Annotated in this window: 27 protein-coding genes; 12 read left to right on the top strand and 15 right to left on the bottom strand. The window is 52.6% G+C overall.

The annotated features are described in order from the left end of the window. Positions 1-143: 143 nt before the first annotated feature. From ptsN to JWF83_RS02270, 9 genes are all read right to left on the bottom strand, one after another. The gene (gene ptsN / locus JWF83_RS02310) at positions 144-635 is read right to left on the bottom strand and encodes a PTS IIA-like nitrogen regulatory protein PtsN (protein ID WP_413648444.1); all 492 of its coding nucleotides are present in this window, start codon (positions 633-635) and stop codon (positions 144-146) included. A gap of 208 nt (positions 636-843) precedes the next feature. Continuing rightward, on the bottom strand, positions 844-1,131 hold the full coding sequence (gene hpf / locus JWF83_RS02305; RefSeq protein WP_413648339.1) for a ribosome hibernation promoting factor: 288 nt from the start codon (positions 1,129-1,131) through the stop codon (positions 844-846). A gap of 23 nt (positions 1,132-1,154) precedes the next feature. Then, positions 1,155-2,588, bottom strand: coding sequence for an RNA polymerase factor sigma-54 (gene rpoN, locus JWF83_RS02300; protein WP_413648337.1), 1,434 nt, complete (start codon positions 2,586-2,588; stop codon positions 1,155-1,157). Between the two features lie 48 nt (positions 2,589-2,636). Further along, positions 2,637-3,362, bottom strand: a complete 726-nt coding sequence (gene lptB / locus JWF83_RS02295; RefSeq protein ID WP_413648335.1) for an LPS export ABC transporter ATP-binding protein — start codon at positions 3,360-3,362, stop codon at positions 2,637-2,639. A 6-nt stretch (positions 3,363-3,368) separates the two neighbouring features. Beyond that, complete coding sequence (gene lptA / locus JWF83_RS02290) at positions 3,369-3,923, bottom strand: lipopolysaccharide ABC transporter substrate-binding protein LptA (RefSeq protein WP_413648333.1); 555 nt, start codon at positions 3,921-3,923, stop codon at positions 3,369-3,371. After that, positions 3,889-4,467 (bottom strand): LPS export ABC transporter periplasmic protein LptC, encoded by a 579-nt coding sequence (gene lptC, locus JWF83_RS02285; RefSeq protein WP_413648332.1) that lies wholly within the window; start codon positions 4,465-4,467, stop codon positions 3,889-3,891. The genes lptA and lptC overlap by 35 nt, the downstream gene beginning before the upstream one ends. Next, positions 4,464-5,030 (bottom strand): 3-deoxy-manno-octulosonate-8-phosphatase KdsC, encoded by a 567-nt coding sequence (kdsC, locus tag JWF83_RS02280; protein WP_413648331.1) that lies wholly within the window; start codon positions 5,028-5,030, stop codon positions 4,464-4,466. Before kdsC ends, lptC begins: the two co-directional genes overlap by 4 nt. A 17-nt stretch (positions 5,031-5,047) precedes the next feature. Next, on the bottom strand, positions 5,048-6,034 hold the full coding sequence (gene kdsD, locus JWF83_RS02275; protein ID WP_413648330.1) for an arabinose-5-phosphate isomerase KdsD: 987 nt from the start codon (positions 6,032-6,034) through the stop codon (positions 5,048-5,050). An 18-nt stretch (positions 6,035-6,052) separates the two neighbouring features. Beyond that, complete coding sequence (locus JWF83_RS02270) at positions 6,053-7,030, bottom strand: calcium/sodium antiporter (RefSeq protein ID WP_413648329.1); 978 nt, start codon at positions 7,028-7,030, stop codon at positions 6,053-6,055. A 271-nt stretch (positions 7,031-7,301) separates the two neighbouring features. Between JWF83_RS02270 and mlaF the strand changes: the two genes are divergently transcribed. The 7 genes from mlaF (at position 7,302) to murA (ending at position 12,122) form a co-directional block, all read left to right on the top strand. Beyond that, a complete protein-coding gene (mlaF, locus tag JWF83_RS02265) occupies positions 7,302-8,114 on the top strand; it encodes a phospholipid ABC transporter ATP-binding protein MlaF (protein ID WP_413648328.1) in 813 nt (270 codons plus the stop codon). Positions 8,115-8,121: 7 nt separating this feature from the next. Beyond that, a complete protein-coding gene (gene mlaE, locus JWF83_RS02260; RefSeq protein WP_413648326.1) occupies positions 8,122-8,904 on the top strand; it encodes a lipid asymmetry maintenance ABC transporter permease subunit MlaE in 783 nt (260 codons plus the stop codon). 4 nt (positions 8,905-8,908) lie between these two features. Next, entirely contained in the window at positions 8,909-9,457 is a 549-nt protein-coding gene (gene mlaD / locus JWF83_RS02255; RefSeq protein WP_413648325.1) for an outer membrane lipid asymmetry maintenance protein MlaD, read from the top strand. A 13-nt stretch (positions 9,458-9,470) separates the two neighbouring features. Beyond that, complete coding sequence (gene mlaC / locus JWF83_RS02250) at positions 9,471-10,106, top strand: phospholipid-binding protein MlaC (RefSeq protein ID WP_413648324.1); 636 nt, start codon at positions 9,471-9,473, stop codon at positions 10,104-10,106. Next, positions 10,103-10,405 (top strand): lipid asymmetry maintenance protein MlaB, encoded by a 303-nt coding sequence (gene mlaB, locus JWF83_RS02245; protein ID WP_413648323.1) that lies wholly within the window; start codon positions 10,103-10,105, stop codon positions 10,403-10,405. Before mlaC ends, mlaB begins: the two co-directional genes overlap by 4 nt. A 128-nt stretch (positions 10,406-10,533) precedes the next feature. Beyond that, complete coding sequence (ibaG, locus tag JWF83_RS02240) at positions 10,534-10,788, top strand: BolA family iron metabolism protein IbaG (protein ID WP_017801452.1); 255 nt, start codon at positions 10,534-10,536, stop codon at positions 10,786-10,788. A 74-nt stretch (positions 10,789-10,862) separates the two neighbouring features. Continuing rightward, positions 10,863-12,122 carry a UDP-N-acetylglucosamine 1-carboxyvinyltransferase gene (gene murA, locus JWF83_RS02235; RefSeq protein WP_413648321.1) on the top strand — a complete coding sequence of 420 codons (1,260 nt, stop codon included), beginning with the start codon at positions 10,863-10,865 and terminating at the stop codon, positions 12,120-12,122. 56 nt (positions 12,123-12,178) lie between these two features. Here the strand turns inward: murA and JWF83_RS02230 are convergent, their stop codons facing one another. From JWF83_RS02230 to ispB, 3 genes are all read right to left on the bottom strand, one after another. Continuing rightward, positions 12,179-13,108 carry an Rpn family recombination-promoting nuclease/putative transposase gene (locus JWF83_RS02230; RefSeq protein WP_413648442.1) on the bottom strand — a complete coding sequence of 310 codons (930 nt, stop codon included), beginning with the start codon at positions 13,106-13,108 and terminating at the stop codon, positions 12,179-12,181. Between the two features lie 160 nt (positions 13,109-13,268). Further along, positions 13,269-13,538: a helix-turn-helix domain-containing protein gene (locus JWF83_RS02225; RefSeq protein ID WP_413648319.1), complete on the bottom strand. Its 270-nt coding sequence runs from the start codon at positions 13,536-13,538 to the stop codon at positions 13,269-13,271. Positions 13,539-13,764: 226 nt separating this feature from the next. Further along, positions 13,765-14,736, bottom strand: a complete 972-nt coding sequence (ispB, locus tag JWF83_RS02220) for an octaprenyl diphosphate synthase (RefSeq protein ID WP_413648318.1) — start codon at positions 14,734-14,736, stop codon at positions 13,765-13,767. A gap of 385 nt (positions 14,737-15,121) precedes the next feature. Between ispB and rplU the strand changes: the two genes are divergently transcribed. From rplU to JWF83_RS02195, 5 genes are all read left to right on the top strand, one after another. Further along, on the top strand, positions 15,122-15,433 hold the full coding sequence (gene rplU, locus JWF83_RS02215; protein ID WP_413648316.1) for a 50S ribosomal protein L21: 312 nt from the start codon (positions 15,122-15,124) through the stop codon (positions 15,431-15,433). A 15-nt stretch (positions 15,434-15,448) separates the two neighbouring features. Then, on the top strand, positions 15,449-15,706 hold the full coding sequence (gene rpmA, locus JWF83_RS02210) for a 50S ribosomal protein L27 (protein ID WP_009092448.1): 258 nt from the start codon (positions 15,449-15,451) through the stop codon (positions 15,704-15,706). A 115-nt stretch (positions 15,707-15,821) separates the two neighbouring features. Continuing rightward, positions 15,822-16,787: a DMT family transporter gene (locus JWF83_RS02205; protein WP_413648315.1), complete on the top strand. Its 966-nt coding sequence runs from the start codon at positions 15,822-15,824 to the stop codon at positions 16,785-16,787. 16 nt (positions 16,788-16,803) lie between these two features. Continuing rightward, positions 16,804-17,982: an Obg family GTPase CgtA gene (gene cgtA / locus JWF83_RS02200; protein WP_413648314.1), complete on the top strand. Its 1,179-nt coding sequence runs from the start codon at positions 16,804-16,806 to the stop codon at positions 17,980-17,982. Positions 17,983-18,388: 406 nt separating this feature from the next. Continuing rightward, complete coding sequence (locus JWF83_RS02195; RefSeq protein WP_413648313.1) at positions 18,389-20,650, top strand: TonB-dependent siderophore receptor; 2,262 nt, start codon at positions 18,389-18,391, stop codon at positions 20,648-20,650. A 29-nt stretch (positions 20,651-20,679) separates the two neighbouring features. Here JWF83_RS02195 and pmrB read toward each other — a convergent pair whose 3' ends face one another. Genes pmrB through dacB form a run of 3 tightly spaced genes read right to left on the bottom strand, consistent with a single transcriptional unit; the run spans position 20,680 to position 23,837 of the window. Then, positions 20,680-21,738, bottom strand: a complete 1,059-nt coding sequence (gene pmrB / locus JWF83_RS02190; protein WP_413648311.1) for a two-component system sensor histidine kinase PmrB — start codon at positions 21,736-21,738, stop codon at positions 20,680-20,682. Further along, on the bottom strand, positions 21,735-22,397 hold the full coding sequence (gene pmrA / locus JWF83_RS02185; protein WP_413648310.1) for a two-component system response regulator PmrA: 663 nt from the start codon (positions 22,395-22,397) through the stop codon (positions 21,735-21,737). Before pmrA ends, pmrB begins: the two co-directional genes overlap by 4 nt. A gap of 6 nt (positions 22,398-22,403) precedes the next feature. After that, complete coding sequence (dacB, locus tag JWF83_RS02180; RefSeq protein WP_413648308.1) at positions 22,404-23,837, bottom strand: serine-type D-Ala-D-Ala carboxypeptidase; 1,434 nt, start codon at positions 23,835-23,837, stop codon at positions 22,404-22,406. Positions 23,838-24,022: the final 185 nt, after the last annotated feature.

Raw genomic sequence — 24,022 nt, 5'->3', positions numbered from 1 at the left:
TCTCCCGATTAGAACGACCGAACAGCCGTGCAAAAATCTTATACCTTTCATCTTTCAAGTCGCAGGTGTCTTGCACTCCAGTGACCTATTGCTCTCAGTCGCTGGGAGATTCACTCGCTTACCGCCTTCCTGCAACCCGAAATCTATTGGCCAGAGTGGTTCTCTTCCTGACTCTCAGTAATGATCTGGTACAGCTCTTCATCGCTTTGCGCACTGCGCAAGCGGCGACAAACGGTTTTATCCGCCAGACGTTTCGCCACCAGTGATAGCGTATGCAAATGCGTTTTACACTGATCGGCCGGCACAAGCAGGGCGAACAGCAGATCCACAGGCTGATTATCAATGGCATCAAAAGCAATAGGCTGATCAAGGCGGATAAACACGCCCACCGCGCGCAGGGTATCCTCTTCCAGTTTACCGTGCGGTATAGCGATACCGTTACCGATGCCGGTACTCCCCATACGTTCGCGAGTCAGAATCGCTTCAAAGATGGTCTGGTGCGGAAGGTTCAGCTGTTTGGCTGCCAACTCGCTGATAATTTCCAGCGCCCGCTTTTTGCTCTGGCAGTGTACGCCGCTGCGGGTGCAGTCAACGCTCAGAACAGAGCTTAATTCCAGTGTTATATCATTGTTCATCATAGTTTCACTTACGTGTTCACTTATGCTGGCTCATCATCTTACTTTACTCGTCATCCGTCGGGAAAAGCAGCTATTTATTGCCGGCAATCTGTGCTGTTGGCCTGGCGCCGGGAGTAAGGCAGCGGGACGTTTCCCCTGCCATATCAAATGGGGCGAATCAATTCGCCCCGGGCCTTTGTCCAGTTACCGATCGAGCAAAGGTGAATTAGTGTTGTTTTAACTTGTCTTTATGTTTGGTCAGCTGCCGGGAGAGTTTATCAATTAACCCGTCAATTGCCGCGTACATATCCACCGCTTCCGAGGTTGCGTGCAACTCTCCTCCATTCACATGCAGCGTTGCATCAGCCACCTGGGTGACCTTTTCAACTTTCAGAACAATATAGACCTGATTTATTCGATCAAAATATTGTTCCAGTTTGGCAAATTTGCTATTCACGAAATCGCGTAACGGTTCAGTGATCTCAACATGTTGCCCTGTGATATTTAGCTGCATAGTGTCTTCCTTCTCAGTTCAGATCAAACCAATTGCTTGCGCTGGTTTGAAGGCGGGATGGATAAAGACTCTCGGTACTTTGCCACAGTGCGTCGCGCCACCATGATGCCCTGTTCAGATAGCATGGTAGTTAACTTGCTGTCGCTTAGCGGTTTAGCGGGATTCTCCGCCGAGATAAGTTTCTTCACCAGGGCGCGGATCGCGGTGGAAGAGGCTTCGCCTCCGCCCTCGGTATTCACATGGCTGGAGAAGAAATACTTCAGTTCAAAAATGCCACGCGGACTGTGAAGGTACTTCTGGGTGGTCACGCGCGAGATTGTTGATTCATGCATATCGACGGCGGAGGCAATATCTGCCAGCACCATCGGACGCATAAATTCTTCGCCCTGTTCGAAAAAGGCCTGTTGTTGTTCCACAATGCAGCGCGTCACCTTCAGTAAGGTGTCATTGCGGCTTTCCAGGCTCTTAATCAGCCATTTGGCTTCTTGCAGGTTGCTGCGGATAAATTGGGTATCGCTGTCGTTGCGGGTGCCGCCACCGAGTGAGGCGTAATGCTGGTTGATTTTCAGGCGTGGCACGCTGTCCGCATTCAGTTCGACTACCCAGCGAACGCCGATTTTACGCACCAGCACGTCCGGGATAACATATTCCGGCTCGCTGGTATTGATCGACTGGCCTGGACGCGGATCGAGTGACTGGATCAGCATCATCGCGCCTTTCAGTACCTCTTCCTTCAGCCGGGTGACGCGCATCAGGCTGCGGAAATCATGATTGGCCAGCAGATCGAGATGCTCACTAACGATTAAACGCGCTTCTTTCAGCAACGGCGCATCAGCAGGGTATTGGGACAGCTGAACCAGCAGACAATCGCGCAGATCGCGGGCGCCAACGCCGATCGGATCAAAGCGCTGGATACGTTTCAGCACCGCTTCCACTTCATCCATCGCCAGATCTTCATCACCAATGCTGTCGCGGATCTCTTCGAGGCTGGCGGTAAGGTAGCCGGTGTCGTCAATCGCATCGACGATTGAGGTGGCGATAGCCCGATCGGTATCGGTAAAGGGGGTCAGTTCAACCTGCCACATCAGATAGTCCTGCAGTGTCTGAGTGGTCTCGCCCTGATAAACCGGCAGTTCTTCGTCATGATAATCGGTACCGGTACCTGAGGGGGTACCTGCGGTATAAATCTCATCCCAGGTTGCATCAAGCGGTAGCTCTTCCGGCATATCCTTCTGTTCAAGCGCTTCGCGGGTATCAAGAGCTTCACTCTCCTGATATTCGCGCGCGTCAATCTCTTCATGGATGTCGGTTTGCTCAAGCAATGGGTTGCTTTCCAGCGCCAGCTGTATTTCCTGCTGGAGTTCAAGCGTAGAAAGTTGCAGCAAACGAATGGCCTGCTGCAATTGCGGCGTCATCGCTAGCTGTTGGCTAAGCCTGAGTTGCAAACCTTGCTTCATATTCAGGATACAAATTCCTAAGAAAACATGCGTGAAACAAACACCATATCAGAGTCTGAACTCTTCACCCAAATAGACGCGCTTAACTTGTTCATCAGCCAGTACTTCTTCAGGGGTCCCATGGGCAATCAGATGCCCCTGACTGACAATATACGCCCGCTCACACACCGCCAGCGTTTCGCGGACGTTGTGGTCGGTAATCAAAACACCCAGCCCGCTGTCACGCAGATGCTCGATAATTTTTTTTATATCAATTACCGAGATCGGGTCGACGCCGGCGAAGGGCTCATCCAGCAGGATAAATTTCGGATTGGCGGCCAGCGCACGTGCGATTTCCACACGGCGACGTTCACCACCGGAGAGCGACTGACCCATGTTGTCGCGCAGATGTTCGATATGAAACTCTTCCATCAGCTCTTTCGCACGGTCTTCGCGTTGCTCGCTGGTTAAGTCTTCACGAATCTGTAGTACTGCCATCAGGTTATCGTAGACGCTGAGACGCCGGAAAATGGAGGCTTCCTGCGGCAAATAGCCGATGCCACGGCGCGCACGGGCGTGCAGCGGCAGAATGCTGATATCTTCATCGTCGATGACAATGCGGCCTGCATCGCGCGGCACAATGCCCACCACCATGTAAAAGGTGGTGGTTTTACCGGCGCCGTTTGGCCCCAGCAAACCCACGATTTCGCCAGACTTAACTTGCAGACTGACATCTTCCACCACACGACGGCCTTTATAGGCCTTCGCCAGGTTTTCAGCGATTAATGTTGCCATAACGAATTAGTTACTCTTTTTTTGACCGTTAGACGGCGTGCCTTTGTCCTGCAGCTGCGAAGGTACCAGTACGGTAGTCACGCGTTTGCCACTGTTGCCATAGGCCTGCATCTTCTGCTCTTTCACCAAATAAGTGATGCGATCGCCCTTCACATTGCTATCAAGTTGTTCAAGGTAAGCATTACCGGTGAGCTCAACCAGATCTTTCGCCAGTTCATAGTGCATTTTCTGCGCATGGCCCTGTACCGGTTTACCGTTGTCTTGCATCTGGTAAAAAGTCGCCGGTTCGCCCCAGGCGTCAACGATAGTCTTGCTGCTATCGCCGCCCGGGCGTGTGACCACCACTTTATCCGCAGTAATTTTAATGGTGCCCTGGGTGACGATAACTTTGCCGGTAAAGGTTGCCACGTTGCCCTGCATATCAAGAGCCTGATTTTCCGAATCAATATTGACCGGCTTATCTGAATCGCCAGTCAGAGCAAAGGCGGGAAGGCTGGCGGCGAACAGTGCGCCGATAAGCAGTAACTTAAGACTGTGGTTGTGATGCATTTTGAATTTCATAAGAGGTTTTGACCTTTTCAAGCAACTCGGCAGTTTTCGTCCGCAAATTTCCACGCATCTTCATACCGGTAGAGTTAAAGCTGCGGCCATAAAGGGTGACCTGGTCTTCCGATGTGACATCCTGAGTGACCAGGTTTACCTGAGCATTATCGGTTTTAATTCGCTCAAGTTGAGAGTCCTGGGTAAGACTATTCACTTCGACATGACCATACAGATAGAGTTTACGGTCCTTCGTCAGTTTGGCTTTATCTGAGCGCACTGACCATGTTGGCACTTTGTTTTCGTCGTAGGTGGTCATAATGGGATTATCAAACCAGCTGACTTCATCCGCGGCAAAGTAGGTCACCTTATCCGATACCAGCTTATAATTCAGGCCGCCCAGCGGGTTGTAGACCACGGTACTGGAATTGGCACTGGTATAGGTCGGTTCCTGATTGTTACTGGCAACCTGCTCCTGATCGTCATTGCCCGTCAGATTCCAGCCGACCAGCACAATGGCAATCAGAGCCAGTAACAGCGTGATCCAACGCCTGGTTTTACTCATACAGATTGCCCTTTGGCGTCATCAAACTTATCCTGGGCGATCAAAATCAGATCGCAAATTTCGCGCACCGCTCCACGACCGCCAGCGATGCGGGTAACATAATCAGCGCGCGGCAACAGTATCGGATGTGCATCCGCGACGGCCACGCTTAATCCCACCCTCGCCATCACTGGCCAGTCGATCAAATCATCACCGATATAGGCAACCTGCTCCGGGTTTAGCGACAGTTTATCCAGAAGTTCGCTGAAGGCCAAAAGCTTATCCGACTGTCCCTGGTAAAGATGCGTAATGCCTAAAGTCTTACAGCGATCTTCCATCAGTTTGGCTTTGCGGCCGGTTATAATAGCGACTTCTACCGACGAGGTCAGCAAACAGCGAATACCATAGCCATCGCGTACGTTAAAAGCTTTCAGCTCTTCACCATTATTGCCCATATAGATCACGCCATCGGACATTACGCCATCCACATCACATATCAACAGGCGGATCTGTTTGGCTCGCGCCATCACCTCATGGCTGACTGCACCGTAGCAGGTATCGACGACTGCCTCTGTCTGGCTCATTGTTACTGGTTTCCTTTTCAGACTACGCCGGCGCGCAGCATGTCATGCATATGTACCACACCCAGCAATTGGTCGCCATCGGCAACCATCACTGCGGTAATGTGTTTGGTTTGCATCAAATTTAACGCATCGACCGCCAGCATATTAGGTCGCACGCGAATGCCGCCATGGGTCATGACGCTGGCAATCGAGGCATGCTGGAAGTCGATACCCATATCAAACACCCGACGCAAGTCGCCATCGGTGAAGATCCCTTCGATCTTCATCAGGTCGTTGACTATCACCGTCATACCGAGATTCTTGCGGGTGATCTCCAGCAACGCATCGCGCAGCGATGCCTCTTTACTGACATGAGGGATTTCATCGCCACCGTGCATAATATCCGCGACGCGCAGCAATAGTTTACGGCCCAGCGCGCCGCCAGGGTGGGAGAGCGCGAAATCCTCCGCCGTAAAGCCACGCGCTTTCAGCAGCGCGACCGCCAGGGCATCGCCCATGACTAACGCCGCAGTGGTGCTGGAGGTCGGCGCCAGTCCCAGCGGACAGGCTTCCTGCGGCACTTTGACGCATAAATGGATATCCGCCGCACGCCCCATGGCACTCTCCGGGCGGCTGGTAAGGCAAATTAGCGGCACATGCTGACGTTTCAGCACCGGGATCAGCGCGAGGATTTCAGCCGACTCACCGGAATTGGACAGGGCAATAACGATATCATTCGGGGTTACCATGCCGAGATCGCCGTGGCTGGCTTCGGCCGGATGGACGAAAAATGCCGGAGTACCGGTGCTGGCAAAGGTGGCTGCCATTTTTCTACCAATATGGCCTGATTTCCCCATGCCCATGACGATTACTTTGCCATGGCAATAGAACATCATTTCACAGGCACGGCTAAAATCGGCGTTGATATACTGGTCGAGCTCTTCAAGACCCTGACGTTCTATCTGCAGAACCTCTTTTCCTGCCTGCTGGAAGTCGAATCCGGGTTCAAGGTTGATATGCGACATTATGTTCAGTCCTTTCAATCAGATTGAGCTGTTCGGTAGCAGATAAAGTGTCGCTACCCAGCCAATGAAACCACACAGTAACAGCATGCCGGCAGCCCGCCCGATACGGCGACTACGCTGCAGACAAATAAGTGTAAACAGTGCGCTGACGCCAAGCATCACCCAGTAGTCACGCGCAAAGGCGTTGACATCAATGGTGCCCGGATGCGCCAGCGCCGGGATCCCCAGCACGATGGCTAAATTATAAATGTTCGAGCCAATCAGATTGCCGATGGCGATATCATCTTCGCCTTTTAGCGCGCCAGCGATCACCGTTGCCAGTTCCGGCAGGCTGGTGCCGACCGAAATAATGGTTAAACCAATCACCAACTCGCTGACGCCGAGATAGTCAGCAATCACCGTGGCATTGTCGATAACCATACGCGTCGACATCGGCAAAATAATCAGCGCGACTGCCAGCCAGAGAAAAGCCACGGTGTTGCCGGCATCATCGCGCGGCAGTTCCGCCAGTTGCTCGCGGGTAAGGGTATCGTTATTGTCACGTTCGGCGCGACGCGCAATTTTAATAATAAATGCCAGATAAACCGCCGCGATGGCGATCAGCGCCACGCCATCAATGCGGCTCAGGTGGTCATCAAACAGCATAAAACCACAGAGTAAGGTCACCAGTAGCATCAGCGGCAGTTCGCGCCGCACCAGGTTCGAGTGTACCGTTAACGGGTGGAGCAGCGCCGCGCCACCGAGGATCAACAGGATATTAGTGATATTGGAACCCATTGCGGTTCCCACGGCGATATCCATCTGGCCATGGCTGGCGGCAGAGAAGGAGACAATCATTTCCGGCAGCGAGGTGCCGATGCCAACCACGGTCATACCAATGATTAACGGCGGAACGCCTAACGAACGACATAAAATAGCGGCACTAAACACCAGACGATCTGCACCATAGACCAGTAAAACTAAACCGATAACTAATAGTGCCGTAGCTAAAAGCATGAAGAGTCCTTTGATCGGGTATAATCGTCGGCTTGCCTGATTCGACGTTAAGGCGTGAAACACAGAGAATGGCAGTGATTTTGACGGCCTGGGAGCAAAAAGTAAAATAAGGCTGTGCCCGATAATGCTGGCAGCAGCGATTGCGTATACCGCCGATGGCAGTTATTGCGACACTTTAGCGGTAAGTTTCTGTAAAAATGGCCGCCGCCGCCTGCAATACGCTACCATCGGCGGTAAATTAATATGCCTGAAAACTTGGGAAGGGTTAACGATGAGCCAGACGGCAACGAATTTGGTGGATGTGCGCGGAGTCAGTTTTTCGCGCGGTAACCGACCGATATTCGACAACATCTCGCTGACGGTGCCAAAAGGAAAAGTGACCGCGATTATGGGTCCTTCAGGCATTGGTAAAACCACACTGCTGCGTCTGATTGGCGGTCAGCTACAACCGGATGCCGGTGAAATCTGGTTTAATGGCGTGAATATTCCAACACTTTCACGTTCCCATCTGTATGAAACGCGTAAAAAAATGAGCATGTTGTTCCAGTCCGGCGCACTGTTTACCGATCTAACGGTCTATGAAAATGTCGCCTGGCCGTTGCGTGAACATACTCACCTGCCGAAAGCGCTGCTGCACAGTACGGTGATGATGAAACTGGAAGCGGTAGGCCTGCGCGGCGCCGCCTGGTTGAAACCCTCAGAGCTCTCTGGCGGTATGGCGCGTCGCGCCGCACTGGCGCGCGCCATTGCGCTCGAACCTGAACTGATTATGTTTGATGAGCCGTTTGTCGGTCAGGACCCGATCACTATGGGAGTGCTGGTGAAATTGATTGATGAACTCAACCATTCACTGGGGGTGACCTGCATCGTGGTTTCACATGATGTGCCAGAGGTATTGAGCATTGCGGATTACGCCTATATTGTTGCGGGACAAAAAGTTATCGCCCAGGGGACGCCGGGCGATCTGAACGAAAATGAGGATGCGCGAGTGCGCCAGTTTATTGATGGCATTGCTGACGGACCGGTGCCATTTCGTTTTCCCGCAGGGGATTACCTTACCGATTTAATCGGTTCAGGGAGCTAACTAACTGATGTTACTACGTGCGCTGGCATCATTCGGGCGACAGGGCATTAATACTTTTGCTTCTTTTGGTCGTGCCGGACTGATGCTGTTCCATGCCCTCGCAGGCAAACCTGAGTTTCGTAAACATGCGCCGCTGCTGATTAAACAGCTATACAGCGTTGGCGTGCTTTCATTGTTGATTATTATGGTATCCGGCCTGTTTATCGGCATGGTACTGGGGTTACAGGGCTATCTGGTTTTGACGACCTATAGCGCGGAAAACAGCCTTGGCATGCTGGTGGCGTTATCGCTGCTGCGTGAACTGGGGCCGGTGGTTACCGCGTTGCTGTTTGCCGGTCGTGCCGGCTCGGCACTTACTGCAGAAATCGGCCTGATGAAAGCCACTGAGCAACTTTCCAGTATGGAGATGATGGCGGTCGATCCCCTGCGGCGGGTGATTTCACCGCGCTTCTGGGCTGGCTTTATCAGCATGCCATTGCTGGCGCTGATTTTTACCGCCATCGGCATTTGGGGCGGTTCACTGGTGGGCGTTAACTGGAAGGGGATCGACAGTGGCTTCTTCTGGTCGGCGATGCAGAGCGCGGTCGATTTCCGCACAGATATCATCAACTGTGTGATTAAAAGCGCCGTATTTGCCCTTGCGGTGATGTGGATCGCGCTGTTTAACGGTTATGACGCTATTCCTACCTCGGAAGGGATCAGTCGGGCGACAACGCGCACAGTCGTGCATTCATCACTGGCGGTGCTCGGTATAGATTTTGTGCTGACGGCACTGATGTTTGGGAAATGATTCAATGCAAAGCAAGAAAAGTGAAATTTGGGTAGGCGTGTTTATGCTGCTGGCGTTGGCCGCCATTGTGTTTCTCTGTCTGCGCGTTGCAGATGTGCAATCACTGGGAGCGCAGCCAACCTGGCGACTGTATGCCACCTTTGACAATATCGGTGGCCTGAAAAAAAATTCGCCGGTAAAAATTGGCGGTGTGGTGGTTGGCCGTGTCAGTGATATCAGTCTCGACCCCAAAACCTATTTGCCGCGCGTAAGTCTTGATATTGAAGATCAATACAATGATATTCCTGATACCAGTTCACTGGCGATTCGCACCTCAGGGCTGCTCGGCGAGCAGTTTTTAGCCCTGAATATCGGTTTTGACGATGCGGAAATGGGTACCGCGACGCTGAAAGATGGCGATACGCTGCAGGATACCAAATCCGCCATGGTGCTTGAGGATCTGATCGGACAGTTCCTGTATAAGAGCAGCGACAGCGCTGATAAAAATAAGCAACAGCAGAAAGCCCCGGCTGCGGGTTCCGCACCAGCTGCTGCAGTACCTGAACAACCATAAGAGGTCATAGTGCATGTTTAAACGTTTATTAATGGTGGCAATGCTGGCAATTGTGCCGCTGGCGGCTACCGCAGCCGATCAAACCAACCCTTACAAACTGATGGATGAAGCGGCGACAAAAACCTTCACCCGTCTGAAAAATGAACAACAAAAAATTAAGCAGGACCCTGATTACCTGCGCCAAATTGTGCGCGAAGAGTTGCTGCCCTATGTGCAGATTAAATATGCCGGCGCGCTGGTTTTAGGTCGTTACTATAAAGATGCGACGCCCGCTCAGCGCGACGCCTATTTTAATGCCTTTGGCGCCTACCTTGAACAGGCTTATGGTCAGGCACTGGCAATGTATAACGGCCAGACCTACCAGATTGCGCCTGAACAGCCACTGGGCGACGCCAGTATTCTGGCCATTCGCGTCACTATTGTTGACCCTAACGGTCGCCCGCCGGTACGTCTTGATTTCCAGTGGCGTAAAAATACCCGCACCGGTGACTGGCAGGCGTATGACATGATCGCTGAAGGTGTCAGCATGATCACCACCAAACAGAATGAGTGGAGTGATACGCTGCGCCAGAAAGGGATTGATGGTCTGACTGAGCAGCTGAAATCCTATGCGGTGCAGCGAATTACGCTGGATCAGCAGAAAAAATGACCGAACTACTGAGCTGGCAGGTTGAAGCCTCAACCTTGCGCTTACAAGGCGAGCTGGATCGGGAGACGCTGCTGGCGTTATGGCAGCAGCGTGAAACCCTGAGCAGCGCCATCGATACCATTGATGTGTCGGCGCTGGATCGGGTCGATTCTGCCGGGCTGGCATTGCTGGTCCATCTGCGACAGATCCTGCAACAACAGGGGAAAACGCCGCTTTTTACTGGGGTTACCGATAAATTGCTGTCGTTAATTACCCTGTATAATTTGCAGCAAATCATTGTTTCCCCTGCTGAGTCTTAGGGATAAGCACTTTTACTGACCAGGCCTCTGAGACATCAGGGGCTTTTTGCTTGTTTAAGATAAATGCCGTTTCCTCTACTATGTCACACTGTTTACTGTCCACTTATTATCAAGCGAATTAGAGCCTCATGGAAAATAGTGAAATTCAGTCTGTGCTAATGAGCGCGTTACCGTTAGAAGAAGTTCATGTCACGGGTGATGGCAGCCATTTTCAGGTGGTTGCTGTTGGTGAGATGTTTGCGGAACTAAGCCGTGTAAAAAAGCAGCAGGCAGTGTATGCGCCACTGATGGAATATATTGCCGATAATCGCATTCATGCGGTGTCGATAAAAACCTACACGCCTGCAGAGTGGGCGCGCGACCGTAAGTTAAACGGTTTTTAAGCTGTACCGGCGTGGCTTGCACGTGAAAGCCGGCGGACAGCCGTTTAAGTTTCTGACAACAGAGAGCAGTTGCAATGGATAAATTTCGTGTACAGGGTCCAACCCGGCTGAGTGGTGAAGTGACAATCTCCGGAGCTAAAAACGCCGCGTTGCCGATCCTGTTCGCCGCTCTGCTGGCGGAGGAGCCGGTAGAGATTCAGAATGTCCCGAAACTGAAGGACATTGATACCACTATGAAGCTGCTCAGCCAGCTTGGTGTAAAAACCGAACGTAATGGCTCGGTACATATCGATGCCAGCGACGTTAATATCTTCTGTGCACCTTACGACCTGGTGAAAACCATGCGTGCATCCATTTGGGCGCTGGGCCCGCTGGTGGCGCGTTTTGGTCAGGGGCAGGTTTCCCTGCCGGGTGGCTGTGCCATCGGTGCTCGTCCGGTCGATCTGCATATCTCTGGCCTGGAGCAGTTGGGCGCGGAAATTAAACTGGAAGAGGGCTATGTTAAAGCTTCCGTTGATGGCCGCCTGAAAGGCGCACATATCGTGATGGATAAAGTCAGCGTTGGCGCGACGGTCACCATTATGAGTGCTGCCACCCTGGCTACCGGTACCACTATTATTGAGAATGCTGCGCGTGAGCCGGAAATTGTCGATACGGCTAATTTCCTCAATACCCTTGGGGCGAAAATCAGCGGCGCGGGTAGCGATCGTATTACTATCGAAGGCGTCGAGCGTTTAGGTGGCGGTGTATATCGGGTGCTGCCCGATCGCATCGAAACCGGCACCTTCCTGGTGGCCGCGGCTATTTCGCGCGGTAAAGTGCTGTGTCGCAATACCCGACCGGAAACGCTGGACGCGGTGCTGGCCAAACTGCGTGAAGCGGGGGCGGAAATTGAGACCGGCGCCGACTGGATCAGCCTGGATATGCATGGCAAGCGTCCGAAAGCGGTAACGCTGCGCACTGCGCCACATCCTGGTTTCCCGACCGATATGCAGGCACAGTTCACCCTGCTGAACCTGGTTGCTGAGGGTACCGGCGTAATTACCGAGACCATCTTCGAAAACCGCTTTATGCATGTGCCGGAGCTGATTCGTATGGGCGCGCATGCCGAAATCGAGAGCAATACCGTGATTTGCTACGGTACCGAGACACTGTCCGGCGCACAGGTAATGGCAACTGACTTACGCGCTTCGGCAAGCCTGGTGCTGGCGGGTTGTATTGCGGAAGGCACCACGATTGTGGATCGTATTTACCATATCGATCGTGGCTATGAGCATATCGAAGATAAGCTGATGGCGCTGGGTGCCAATATTCAACGCATTAGCGGCGAATAAATCTCAGCTGGATTGCCCATATACTATGGGCAATCCGGTTTTAGTTTGCCATTGAGTTAGTGACGGAGTTGTTGTAGCTCATCGGGTGTCAGGCCCGTGGTTTTCATCACCAACGATGCTTCCAGCCCGTTTGCGAGCAGCGCCAGGGCAATTCTCAGTTTCTCCTGCTGTTTACCCAGCTCCATTCCTTCCTGATGTCCTTCCTGCCGTCCTTCATAGCGCAGTGCTTCTGCAATCGTCATCAGTTCCTCCTTATGTTGCGGTGAATGTTGTGCCAGCTTCCGTATAAAGGCTACCGCCTCTTCTGCCTCTGCCACCTGTAGCAGGTAGGTAATGGATAGCATTATTTGCTCTTTGGTATTGTAACCACTCTGTAGCAGCGTGGCCAGTTGCTCAAAAAAGCCGGCGATATCATGCTGGCGACGGCAGTGTTTCTGCATAAACTCAAGTAACGCTACCCGCCTGTGAGCCATAATTTCGTTATCAGGGATCACCGTAACGTCAACCAGGGGAAAGTTTTCGTTAAAAAGCTCCCTGGCCTGTTGCGGATTATCAAATAACTGTAGCCAGTTCATCGGATATGGATATGGGCTGTGCTGGCCGTGATAGAACAGGATTGGGATAACCAGCGGTATCCTGTTGTGGCCTTGATCAAGATGCCGCTGCATCGCTGCCAGGCTATAGCGCATCAGCCGCAAGGCCATATGCTTATCCGGAGAACTCTGGTGTTCAATCAGACAGTAGATATAGCCATCGCCACTATCCGTCCTCAGTGAGTAGAGTACATCTGAGTAAAGCGCCCGCAGATCCTTTTCAATAAAACTGCCTGATGCCAGCTGTAGGGTATCCAGCTGGCAATACTGCAGCAGTTTTGCGGGTAGATGGATCTGCAGAAAGTCCCTGGCGGTGTCTGCCTGGGTGAGAAATTGTTTAAATAGCGCATCATGTGGGGTAGGTGTCATTTCCATTTTTTCGCGACCTGTCATCCAGTCTGACATCCCCGCACTTTCACCTGAAACCAGCCCACGCCCGGCGGGTTAAAATCACGGCAGGCGCAAAAAGCGACTGCCGTGAACCGGGGTATGGATCAACTGTGGTGCGGGTTACGAATAAAATCATCAGCCTGGCTGGCTGATTCAGAGTGATTTATTGATCGTTATTGCGCATCAGCTTTTTACGATCGATCAGCTCTTGCGTATCCTGATCATAATAGCGACTGGGCCAGATAACCGCCGGGTGGATGGTAATGGCCTCGGCAATCAGCCATTCTCCTTTTGGCCAGGGGCGGGTTAGCGCGTTGGCTAATGTTGAAGAACTTAGCCCAGCCTGACGAGAAACTGCGGCAAGCGAAGTTCCACGTTTGCGTAATGCGGCAATAATATCCGCCGGGTGCCAGTCTTTATTCCTTGTTGGCATAAACAATCCTCCATTTATAAAGTCCATTTATTAAACTCAGTACCACGCTGAATGAGGTAACTGGCTATTTTATAGCAATTTATTTCCATAAATTTCCAGTAAGTTTTCAGTCAAAGCGGAGAATTGTGGTTTAGTACGCAGAGGGAATGAAATTGAATGCAATAACTGGGGGGGGGGGGCGCCGGTGGGGGGAGCACGGGGATCGCGTTTGCTCTCCCCGGGCAGCTCAGAACTCGCGTTGTACCGACATATGAGCCAGCGCTTCCAGCGCACTGCGCCATGGCGACTCGGGCAACGCTTTCAGGGCGGAGATCGCTTTATCCGCTTCCTGTTCCGCACGGTCGCGTGTCCATTTCAGCGAACCGCACTGACGCATTGTTTCCAGAACAGGTTCCAGTAAATGACGACCATTCCCCTCTTCAATCGCCTGGCGAATCATCGCGGCCTGCGCAGCATTACCGTGTTGCATCGCATGCAGTAGCGGCAGGGTCGGTTTGCCTTCACTCAGATCGTCACCGACATTTTTACCCAGCGTTTGACCATCTGCACTGTAATCGAGTAGATCGTCAATCAGCTGAAAAGCGGTGCCGATATAGCGGCCATAGTCCTGCAGGGCTTTCTCCTGTTCGCTGCTGGCATCTGCGAGGATCGCCGACGATTGCGCCGCTGCCTCGAATAAGCGCGCCGTTTTGCTGTAGATCACCCGCATATAGCTCTCTTCGGTGATATCGGGATCATTACAGTTCATTAGCTGCAGGACTTCACCTTCCGCAATGACGTTAACGGCTTCTGACATCAGTGCCAGCACGCGCAGCGAGCCGAGGCTGGTCATCATCTGGAAAGCGCGCGTATAGATAAAATCGCCCACCAGAACGCTGGCAGCATTGCCAAAGGCCGCATTGGCGGTAGCTTTACCACGGCGCATATCGGATTCATCCACCACATCGTCATGTAACAGCGTCGCGGTGTGGATAAACTCGATCAACGCCGCCACGGTGACGTGCTGCTTGCCCGTATAGTTGATGGCACGTGCGGCGAGCACCGCGATCATCGGACGAATACGTTTTCCCCCTCCGCTGATGATGTAATATCCCAACTGATTGATGAGAGAAACATCTGAATTCAGTTGCTCGAGGATTGTCTCGTTGACGGCCGCCATATCCTGCGCGGTTAATTCATTTATCTGTTCTAAGTTCATCAGTCTGTTCAGCTATCGCTCTGTTCACTGCTATACCCGTCATATTTCAAACTGCAGGTGCGCTGGCTGCACTCGCTCACTCCAGCCACAGAGTTGTTATCTGTGCTCCCGGGGATGTGCGGGCGGGCCGTTTTCCTGCCTTTCGAATTATTTAGGGTCATGATAAGCGCCTTATGCGTGCTCGCGGCAAGTAATGTATTACAGATTGTACTTGAAAAACGAGGCGGATAAACGCCCACAATCACGCTGCGTTTTTTTTCTGCAATCCTTTGCATTGGACTCTTGTCAACCGCCGGGAATTTGCGTAGAATTCGCGCCCTATTGTGAATATTTATAGCGCCGCCTGAATATTAAAAGAAGGCAAGCGCGGAAAGCGGAGTTTTATATGTACGCGGTTTTCCAAAGTGGTGGTAAACAACACCGAGTAAGCGAAGGTCAGACCGTTCGCCTGGAAAAGCTGGACATCGCAACCGGCGAAACCATTGAGTTCGATCAGGTTCTGATGATTGCAAACGGCGAAGACGTTCAGATCGGCGCACCATTAGTTTCTGGCGGCCTGATTAAAGCAGAAATCGTTGCTCACGGACGTGGCGAGAAAATTAAGATTGTTAAGTTTCGTCGTCGTAAGCACTACCGTAAGCAGCAAGGCCACCGTCAGTGGTTCACTGATGTGAAAATCACTGGCATCAGCGCCTAAGAGGAGATCTGACAAATGGCACACAAAAAGGCTGGCGGCTCCACTCGTAACGGTCGCGATTCCAATGCAAAACGCCTCGGCGTTAAGCGTTTCGGTGGCGAATCAGTTCTGGCTGGTAGCATCATCGTTCGTCAGCGTGGCACTAAATTCCACGCAGGCAGCAACGTAGGTTGCGGTCGTGACCATACCCTGTTTGCAACTGCAGACGGCAAGGTCAAATTCGAAGTTAAAGGCCCGAACAACCGTAAATATATCAGCATCGTTGCTGAGTAAGGTTTTCGCGTCATAAGCCGGACTGTATCAGACGGCTTTAACTGACGAAGATAAGCCCCGCATATGTTGCGGGGCTTTTTACATTCTGGTCTTTACTGACGGCAGGATGGCCGGCATGAAACAGCAGGCAGGAACAGGCATTGTACTGGCGCTGGTCACCGCCATGTGTTGGGGCTCGTTGCCCATCGCGATGAAGCAGGTGCTGGTGGTTATGGATCCCTTTACCATCGTGTTTTACCGCTTTTTACTGGCGGGGATGGGACTGCTGGTGATTCTGAGCCTAAAACGTCGACTACCACCGGTACATATTTGTCTGCGCCCGCGCTGGGCATTATTGCTGTTGATTGCCACCGGCGGTTTGCTGGGTAACTTTGTTCTGTTCAGCTCCTCGCTGAAGTTTCTCAGCCCGACGGCGTCGCAGGTGATTGCGCAACTGGCACCGGCAGGGATGATGATAGCCAGCGTCTTGATCCTGAAAGAGAAGATGCATAAGAGCCAGATTATTGGTGCAGTCACCTTAATCTGTGGTCTGGTGATGTTTTTTAATACCAGCCTGATCGAAATTTTTACCCGTCTGTCGGATTATACGCTGGGCGTAATATTTGGCGTCGGTGCGGCGGCAGTCTGGATCATCTATGGGGTGACGCAAAAAGTTCTGCTGCATCGTCTTGCCTCACAGCAAATCCTGTTTTTGCTGTACACTTTATGTGCTGTAGCATTGTTGCCATTGGCGCAGCCGGCTAAAGTGCTGCAGCTCAATGGCTGGCAGCTTACCTGCCTGTTGTTTTGCGGCCTGAATACTCTGGTCGGCTATGGCACGCTGGCGGAAGCTTATGCGCGCTGGCAGGCGGCGCAGGTCAGCGCTTTGATCACGTTGACCCCTTTGTTTACGCTGCTGTTTTCAGAATTATTATCGCTGGCCTGGCCCGACTTTTTTGCGACGCCGATACTGAACCTGCTGGGTTATATCGGCGCGGTGGTTGTGGTGGCTGGCGCCATGTTTTCCGCAATTGGTCATCGCTTGTGGCCTCGGCGGAACAAACCCGTCCCGGTGCCACCGCTCCGGTCAACGGGCGAATGATTTACGGAGAAGTAAAATGAAGTTTGTAGATGAAGCGACGATTCTGGCGGTCGCAGGTGACGGCGGTAATGGCTGCGTAAGCTTCCGTCGTGAAAAATATATCCCGAACGGCGGTCCCGATGGTGGCGACGGCGGGGATGGCGGTGACGTTTATATGGTCGCCGATGAAAACCTCAATACGTTAATCGATTATCGTTTTGAGAAATCTTTCCGTGCTGAACGTGGCCAGAATGGTCAGAGCCGTGACTGTACCGGCAAACGCGGTAAAGATATTGTGATCAAGGTGCCGGTTGGTACCCGTATTATCGATCAGGGAACCGGTGAAACCATCGGGGATATGACGCGCCATGAGCAAAAGCTGATGGTGGCGAAAGGCGGCTGGCATGGACTGGGCAATACCCGCTTTAAGTCTTCCGTTAACCGTTCGCCGCGTCAGAAAACCATGGGTACCGCTGGTGAGCAGCGTGATCTGCAGTTAGAACTGATGCTGCTGGCTGACGTCGGCATGCTCGGCCTGCCTAACGCCGGTAAATCGACCTTTATCCGCGCGGTTTCTGCTGCTAAGCCGAAAGTGGCCGACTATCCGTTTACCACGCTGGTGCCAAGCCTCGGCGTGGTGCGTATGGACAGCGAGCAGAGCTTTGTGATCGCGGATATTCCCGGCCTGATTGAAGGTGCGGCGGAAGGTGCGGGTCTGGGTATTCGCTTCCTGAAACACCTTGAGCGTTGTCGTGTACTGTTACACCTTATCGATTTGGCGCCGATTGATGAATCCGATCCGGTAGAAAATGCCCGCATCATTGTTGGCGAGCTGGAGAAATATAGCGATAAGCTGTTCCAGAAGCCACGCTGGCTGGTGTTTAACAAAGTTGACCTGCTGGACGAGGCTGAAGCCGCAACCCGCGCCAAAGCGATTGCGGAAGCGCTGGGCTGGGAAGATAAGTACTATCTGATCTCGGCAGCAAACCGTGCTGGTGTGAATGCGCTGTGCTGGGATGTGATGTCATTTATCATTGCCCATCCGAAAGAAGCAGCGGAAGAAGAGAAAAAACCCGAAAAAGTCGAATTTATGTGGGACGACTATCATCGCGAGCAACTGGCTGAAGCTGAAGCTGCCGTTGAAGACGATGATGACTGGGATGACGACTGGGATGAAGATGACGACGAAGGCGTCGAAATCATCTATCAGCGTTAATACCTCAGGGGCACATTTATGTGCCCCTGTTTGTTGTTTTCTGTCTCACTCTATAGCTGTCCTCCCCCTCGCTGCCCGACCAGCGCCCAACCTGATATCCCTGCTTACTCCGCTGATAACACCCTGAAACTGTCGCTTTCGCGGCGCTAAATTGTTTAGTTATGTAATCAATAATGACATTGATAATTATTTGTATTTGCAATACGGTGTTGCCGCTCACTGTTAACTGGTAACAATGAGTGTCATGGCCGGCCCCGCTGCGTGTGCTGAACTGGCGCGTACGGTTTTGCCTGTTTTCACGTTATGGCAGGGGGTTTGTCGTTCTTTCAGATGCACTACACATCAGTATTGTTGGTGAGGTCACATCGTTATCACATCCACGGTGTGGATTTTCCAGGATAATAAAATGAAGAAACTTTCGCGTTTATCTTTAGCAATTTTGATTGAACTCGGTATTGTCACCACGGCGCTTTCGTCTGCAGTACTGGCAGCAGAGGGCAACACCGCTGCCGTCACGCCGGCAGAAAGCGCTGATGCCAATGATGGCACTATGGTGGTCACCGCCGCGGAGCAAACGCTCCAGGCGCCGGGTGTTTCTACCATCACTGCCGATGAAATCAAGAAAAAACCGCCGGCGCGCGATGTCTCAGAAATTATTCGTACCATGCCGGGCGTCAACCTGACCGGTAACTCCACCAGTGGCCAGCGCGGTAATAATCGTCAGATCGATATCCGTGGTATGGGCCCGGAAAATACCCTGATGCTAATCGATGGCCGGCCGGTAACCAGCCGTAATTCGGTTCGTCTTGGCTGGCGTGGTGAACGTGACACCCGCGGAGACAGCAACTGGGTACCGCCAGAAATGATCGACCATATCGAAGTGATCCGTGGCCCGGCCGCGGCGCGTTACGGCAACGGTGCTGCCGGCGGCGTGGTCAATATCATTACCAAAAAAGAGAGTAATCAGTGGCATGGTTCATGGGACACCTACTTTAATGTGCCGCAGCACAGCGCAGAGGGTGCCACCAAACGTACTAACTTTAGCCTTACCGGTCCGCTGGGTGATGATGTTAGCTTCCGCATGTATGGTGGTTTAAGCAAAACCCAGGCCGATGCTCAGTATATTAACGAAGGACATCAGTCCCTGCGTACCGGCACCTATGCTGATACGGTACCGGCAGGGCGCGAAGGTTCGGTAAATAAAGATATTAACGGTTTGCTGCGCTGGGCCTTTGCGCCAATGCAGGCGCTGGAGTTCGAAGCGGGTTACAGCCGTCAGGGCAACCTGTATGCCGGCGATACGCAAAATACCAACACCAGTACCCTGGTGCAGGATCATTATGGCGATGAAACTAACCGTATGTATCGTCAGAACTTTGCCATCACCTGGACCGGCGCCTGGGATAATGGTGTCAGTACCAAAAACTTCGCTCAGTATGAAAATACCCGTAACTCACGAATGAATGAAGGGCTGGCGGGCGGTACCGAAGGTATCTTCGCCAATGATAATTTCTCCGATATTCAGCTGGATGATGTACTGCTGCACAGTGAGGTGAGCCTTCCTTTCGAATTGCTGGTGAATCAGACCGCCACCATCGGCACTGAATGGAATCAGCAGCGAATGAAGGATAACGCGTCGAATACTCAGGCGCTGTCCGGCGGAGATATTGACGGCATCAGCAGCAGCAACCGTAGCCCTTACTCTTCCGCCGAGATTTTCTCCCTGTTTGCGGAAGACAATATGGAGGTGACTGACAGCACCATGTTAGTGCCGGGGCTGCGTTTTGATCACCATAGCATCGTGGGCGATAACTGGAGCCCGTCGCTGAATCTGACGCAAGGCTTAACTGACGATTTCACGCTGAAAATGGGCATTGCCCGTGCTTATAAAGCGCCGAGTCTGTATCAGACCAACCCGAACTATGTGCTGTACAGCCGTGGTCAGGGTTGTGCCGCCAGTACCGGCGCCTGCTATTTGATGGGTAATGACGATCTGAAAGCAGAAACCAGCATTAACAAAGAGATCGGCCTTGAGTATAAGCATGAAGGCTATCAGGCTGGCATTACCTGGTTCCGTAACGATTACCGTAATAAGATTGAAGCAGGCTATCTGCCTTCCGGTACTTCGGATACGGGGGCGGCAGATGTGTATAAATGGGAGAACGTACCTAAAGCGGTGGTTGAAGGGCTGGAAGGGACCGTTAATATCCCGGTTAGCGAGAGCATCAGCTGGAATAACAACCTGACGTATATGTTGCAGAGTAAAAACAAGACCACCGGCGATCGTCTGTCGATTATTCCTGAATATACGCTGAACTCTACGCTGGCATGGCAGGCGATGCAGGATCTGTCGCTGCAAACCACCCTGACCTGGTATGGCCGTCAGACGCCGAAGAAGTACAACTATAAAGGGGAAGCGGTAACCGGAACTGAGCTGAGTGAAGTCAGTCCCTATTCCGTGATTGGCCTGAGCGGTACTTATGATGTCAATAAATACGCCAGCGTCACTCTCGGTATCGATAACCTGTTCGACAAGCGCCATTTCCGTGAGGGCAATGCGCAAACTACCGGCAGCTCGACCACCAATGCTTATATGTATGGCGCCGGCGCCAATACTTATAACGAGTCGGGGCGTACTTTCTATATGAGTCTTAACACTCACTTCTGATCGGCAACGGGGAAAGGTCACTTTCCCCGTTAATTACGGGTATTCGGTAACCAGCAGTTGGCTGAGAGCCCGCTGCGATCGCGGCGATTTTTCAGCTCCAGCCTGCCCCGATGAATTTGTACGATACGTACGACGATATTTAATCCCAGACCACTGCCGCCGTAGCGCTGATCCATGCGCAGAAAGGCTTTGGTGAGATCCTGCGCCGCGTTTTCATCGATCCCTGGTCCTTCATCCTGCACCGTCAGTTCCACTCCCTCGCCCTGAGCCGCCAGCAGCACGCTGATATGGCTGCCAACCGGACTGTAGCGCGAGGCGTTTTCCAGCAGATTACGCAGCATTAAACGAATCAGAACCGCATCACCCTCTACCGTCAGGGAGGTTTCCGCTGGCCATGCAAGGGTTTGCTCGCGCTGTTCCATCAGCTCATTCATCTCCTGCTGTAGCGGATCGATAATATCCTGGCTGAGATTGACGGTTTGATAGTGACCACTGGCTAACGCCTGACCTGCGCGTGACAACATCAGCAACTGTTCAATCACATGCATCAGCTGATCGATGCGTGCCACCAGCATTCCGGATTGCTTAACCCCAGCCTGTTGCAACAACTCCAGATGCAGCCGCAACCCGGCCAGCGGCGTGCGCAACTCATGGGAGGCATCAGCGGTAAACCGCCGCTCCTGTTGCAGCGTATGTTCAAGACGTCCCAGTAACTGGTTTAGCGAACTGGTCACCGCGACAATTTCGTCCATGTCGGAATAGAGCGGCAGAGGCGTAAGATTATAGGCAGTGCGTTCGGCAAGATTTTTCTGTAATAAATTCAGCGGGCGAATAATCCAGCTGATGGCCCAGAAAGAGAGCAGCAGCGTAAAGCAGACCATCACCAGCGAAGGCAATAGCAGCGAAGCGATGGCTTCGCGAATTTCGTTTTCTACATTATCGTTACGGGCATTGGCCGTCAGGGTTTCATTTACCAGAAAGCTGATTTGCTCACGGCTTTCATGCCACAGCCAGATGGCGCTCATTAACTGGCAGGTCAGCAATATTAACGCCAGCATAATCAGTAAGCGCCGACGCATACTATTCATGGGCGTTCTTCCAGCCGGTAACCTACGCCGCGCACGGTTTTGATCCGGTCTTTCCCCAGCTTACGGCGCAGATTATGTATATGCACCTCCAGGGTATTTGAACCGGTATCATCCTGCCAGCTGTACAGGTCCTGCTGCAACGTTTCACGGTGTACGGTTTCACCAATACGCATTAACAGGCGGGTCAGCAGCGCGAACTCTTTGGGGGTGATCTCAACCGCTATCTGCTCGACAAACACCTGCTGCGACGAGAGGTTTAGCGCCAGATCGCCATGCAGCAACTGATTATCGCTGCGCCCCTGATAGCGACGGATCAGCGCGCGTACCCGTGCTTTCAGCTCGACCAGCGCAAACGGCTTAATCAGATAGTCGTCGGCACCAGCATCCAGCCCGTTGACGCGATCTTCCAGCGTATCGCGAGCGGTCAGGATCAGCACCGGCAGATCGATTTTCTCGCGACGCCACTGACGCAGCAGATCGGTACCATCACGATCCGGCAGGCCTAAGTCGAGCACTACCAGGCTGTATTGCCCGCTGTGCAGCAATGCATCACCCTCTGCCGCTGTGGCTGCGCAATCCACTGCATGGCCTTCGCCCCTCATGGCCAGGGCGAGACCTTCTTGTAATAGCACGGCATCTTCAATAATCAGTACTTTCATGAGCACTCAGTTATTTTGGTAAACATCTCTGTATAAACGGCTCTCAAAGCGCACCAGTGGGATGCGGCGCTGGCGCTGATCCTGCGGTGGAACCGCATAGCCTGAGAGGAACTGTACAAAGGCAACCCGCTGACCACTGGCTGTAGTCAGGAACCCTGCCAGATTATAGACGCCCTGCAGCGAACCGGTTTTGGCGGAGAGCTTGCCATCGACTCCCGCTTCATGTAAACCACCGCGATAACGCAAGGTTCCGTCGTACCCTGACAGCGGCAACATAGATATAATATTAAGTTGTTGATCGTTTTGTGCAATATATTGTAGTACCTGCATCATGGTGGCAGGTGAAATTAAATCATGACGTGACAGGCCGGAACCATCCACCTGAACGCTGTTGCCGAGATCAATATTGGCTTTCTGGCGTAAGATCTGGCGTACTGCATCCTGCCCCGCGCGCCAGGTGCCGGGCACGCTAAAGCGCTCGTGACCAATGGTACGAAATACCGTATCGGCAATCATATTGTCAGATTTTTTTAGCATGGTTTTCAGCAGATCGCGTAGCGGCGCGGATTGGGTTTGCGCCAGCACCGTTCCCGGCGCATTCTGCCGTTTTTCCCGCACCAGATGGCCAGAGTAATCAATGCCGGCATCCTGTAGCTCATCTTTCAGAATCGCCCCGGCATAGCTGGCGCCGTCCTGCACCGCGAACGCCAGCGGCAACGGATCGCTGCGCTGCGTCATACAGCCGGTAAGAGTAAAACGATTTAATTCGCCCGGCACCACGTCCAGTTCACAGTACTGTGCTTCCGGTGAGCCTTTTGCCAGGGTGCGCACATCGCTGAACATATTTACCGGATAATATGATGCTACACGGATAAATGCGTTATCACCCGCGTGCGGCGAACTGTACAGCGACACTGAAAAGCAGTTGCGGTCGACAATGGCCGCCGCTGGCGGGGCGCTGAAACACTGGGTCATATCATTCCATGGCCAGCCCGGGGCCTGGTCATGGCTGGCAAAGACCGAGGTATCAATTACCAGATTACCCTGAATATGCTGTACGCCCTGTTTTTTCAACACCGCGACCATATTGCGCAGATCCTGGCGCGTCAGCGTCGGGTCGCCGCCAAAGCGCGCGACCAGATCGCCACGCAGAGTGCCATCCGCCAGCGAGCCTTTACTCTCCAGGCTGGTGTGGAAACGGTACTCCGGCCCCAGTTGCAGCAGGGCCGCCAGGGCAGTGACCACTTTCATGGTGCTGGCCGGTAAAGCCATCTGTTGACCGTGATAATCAATGACTGGCGTGGTCGCGCCTATTTTCTGTACCAACAGCGCCAGGTTTGCTCCATCCGGCAGATATTGGCGGTATTCTTCAACGGGCGCAGCGTTTGCGTGCAGCATAAACGCGAAGGTTAATCCGGTAACAAGTCGTGAAAATCGCATAATCTCGCGGTAACTGACAGTAAACGAGCCGTCATACTACGGTGCATTGAGGTGCAAAGTAAACGATGACCCATAAGGAACTCTGGGTTAAAATACGTATCAAAATGCAAAACCGATCCTGACCCTGGGGATATTCTCCGGGTCAGGTTTCTTTTGTTTGCAATTCAGCAGTAAGCGCCGCAGAA

It is taken from the genome of Pantoea sp. B65 (assembly GCF_047308185.1).
Classification (GTDB): Bacteria; Pseudomonadota; Gammaproteobacteria; order Enterobacterales; family Enterobacteriaceae; genus Erwinia.
This window is presented reverse-complemented; position numbering and strand designations above follow the sequence as displayed.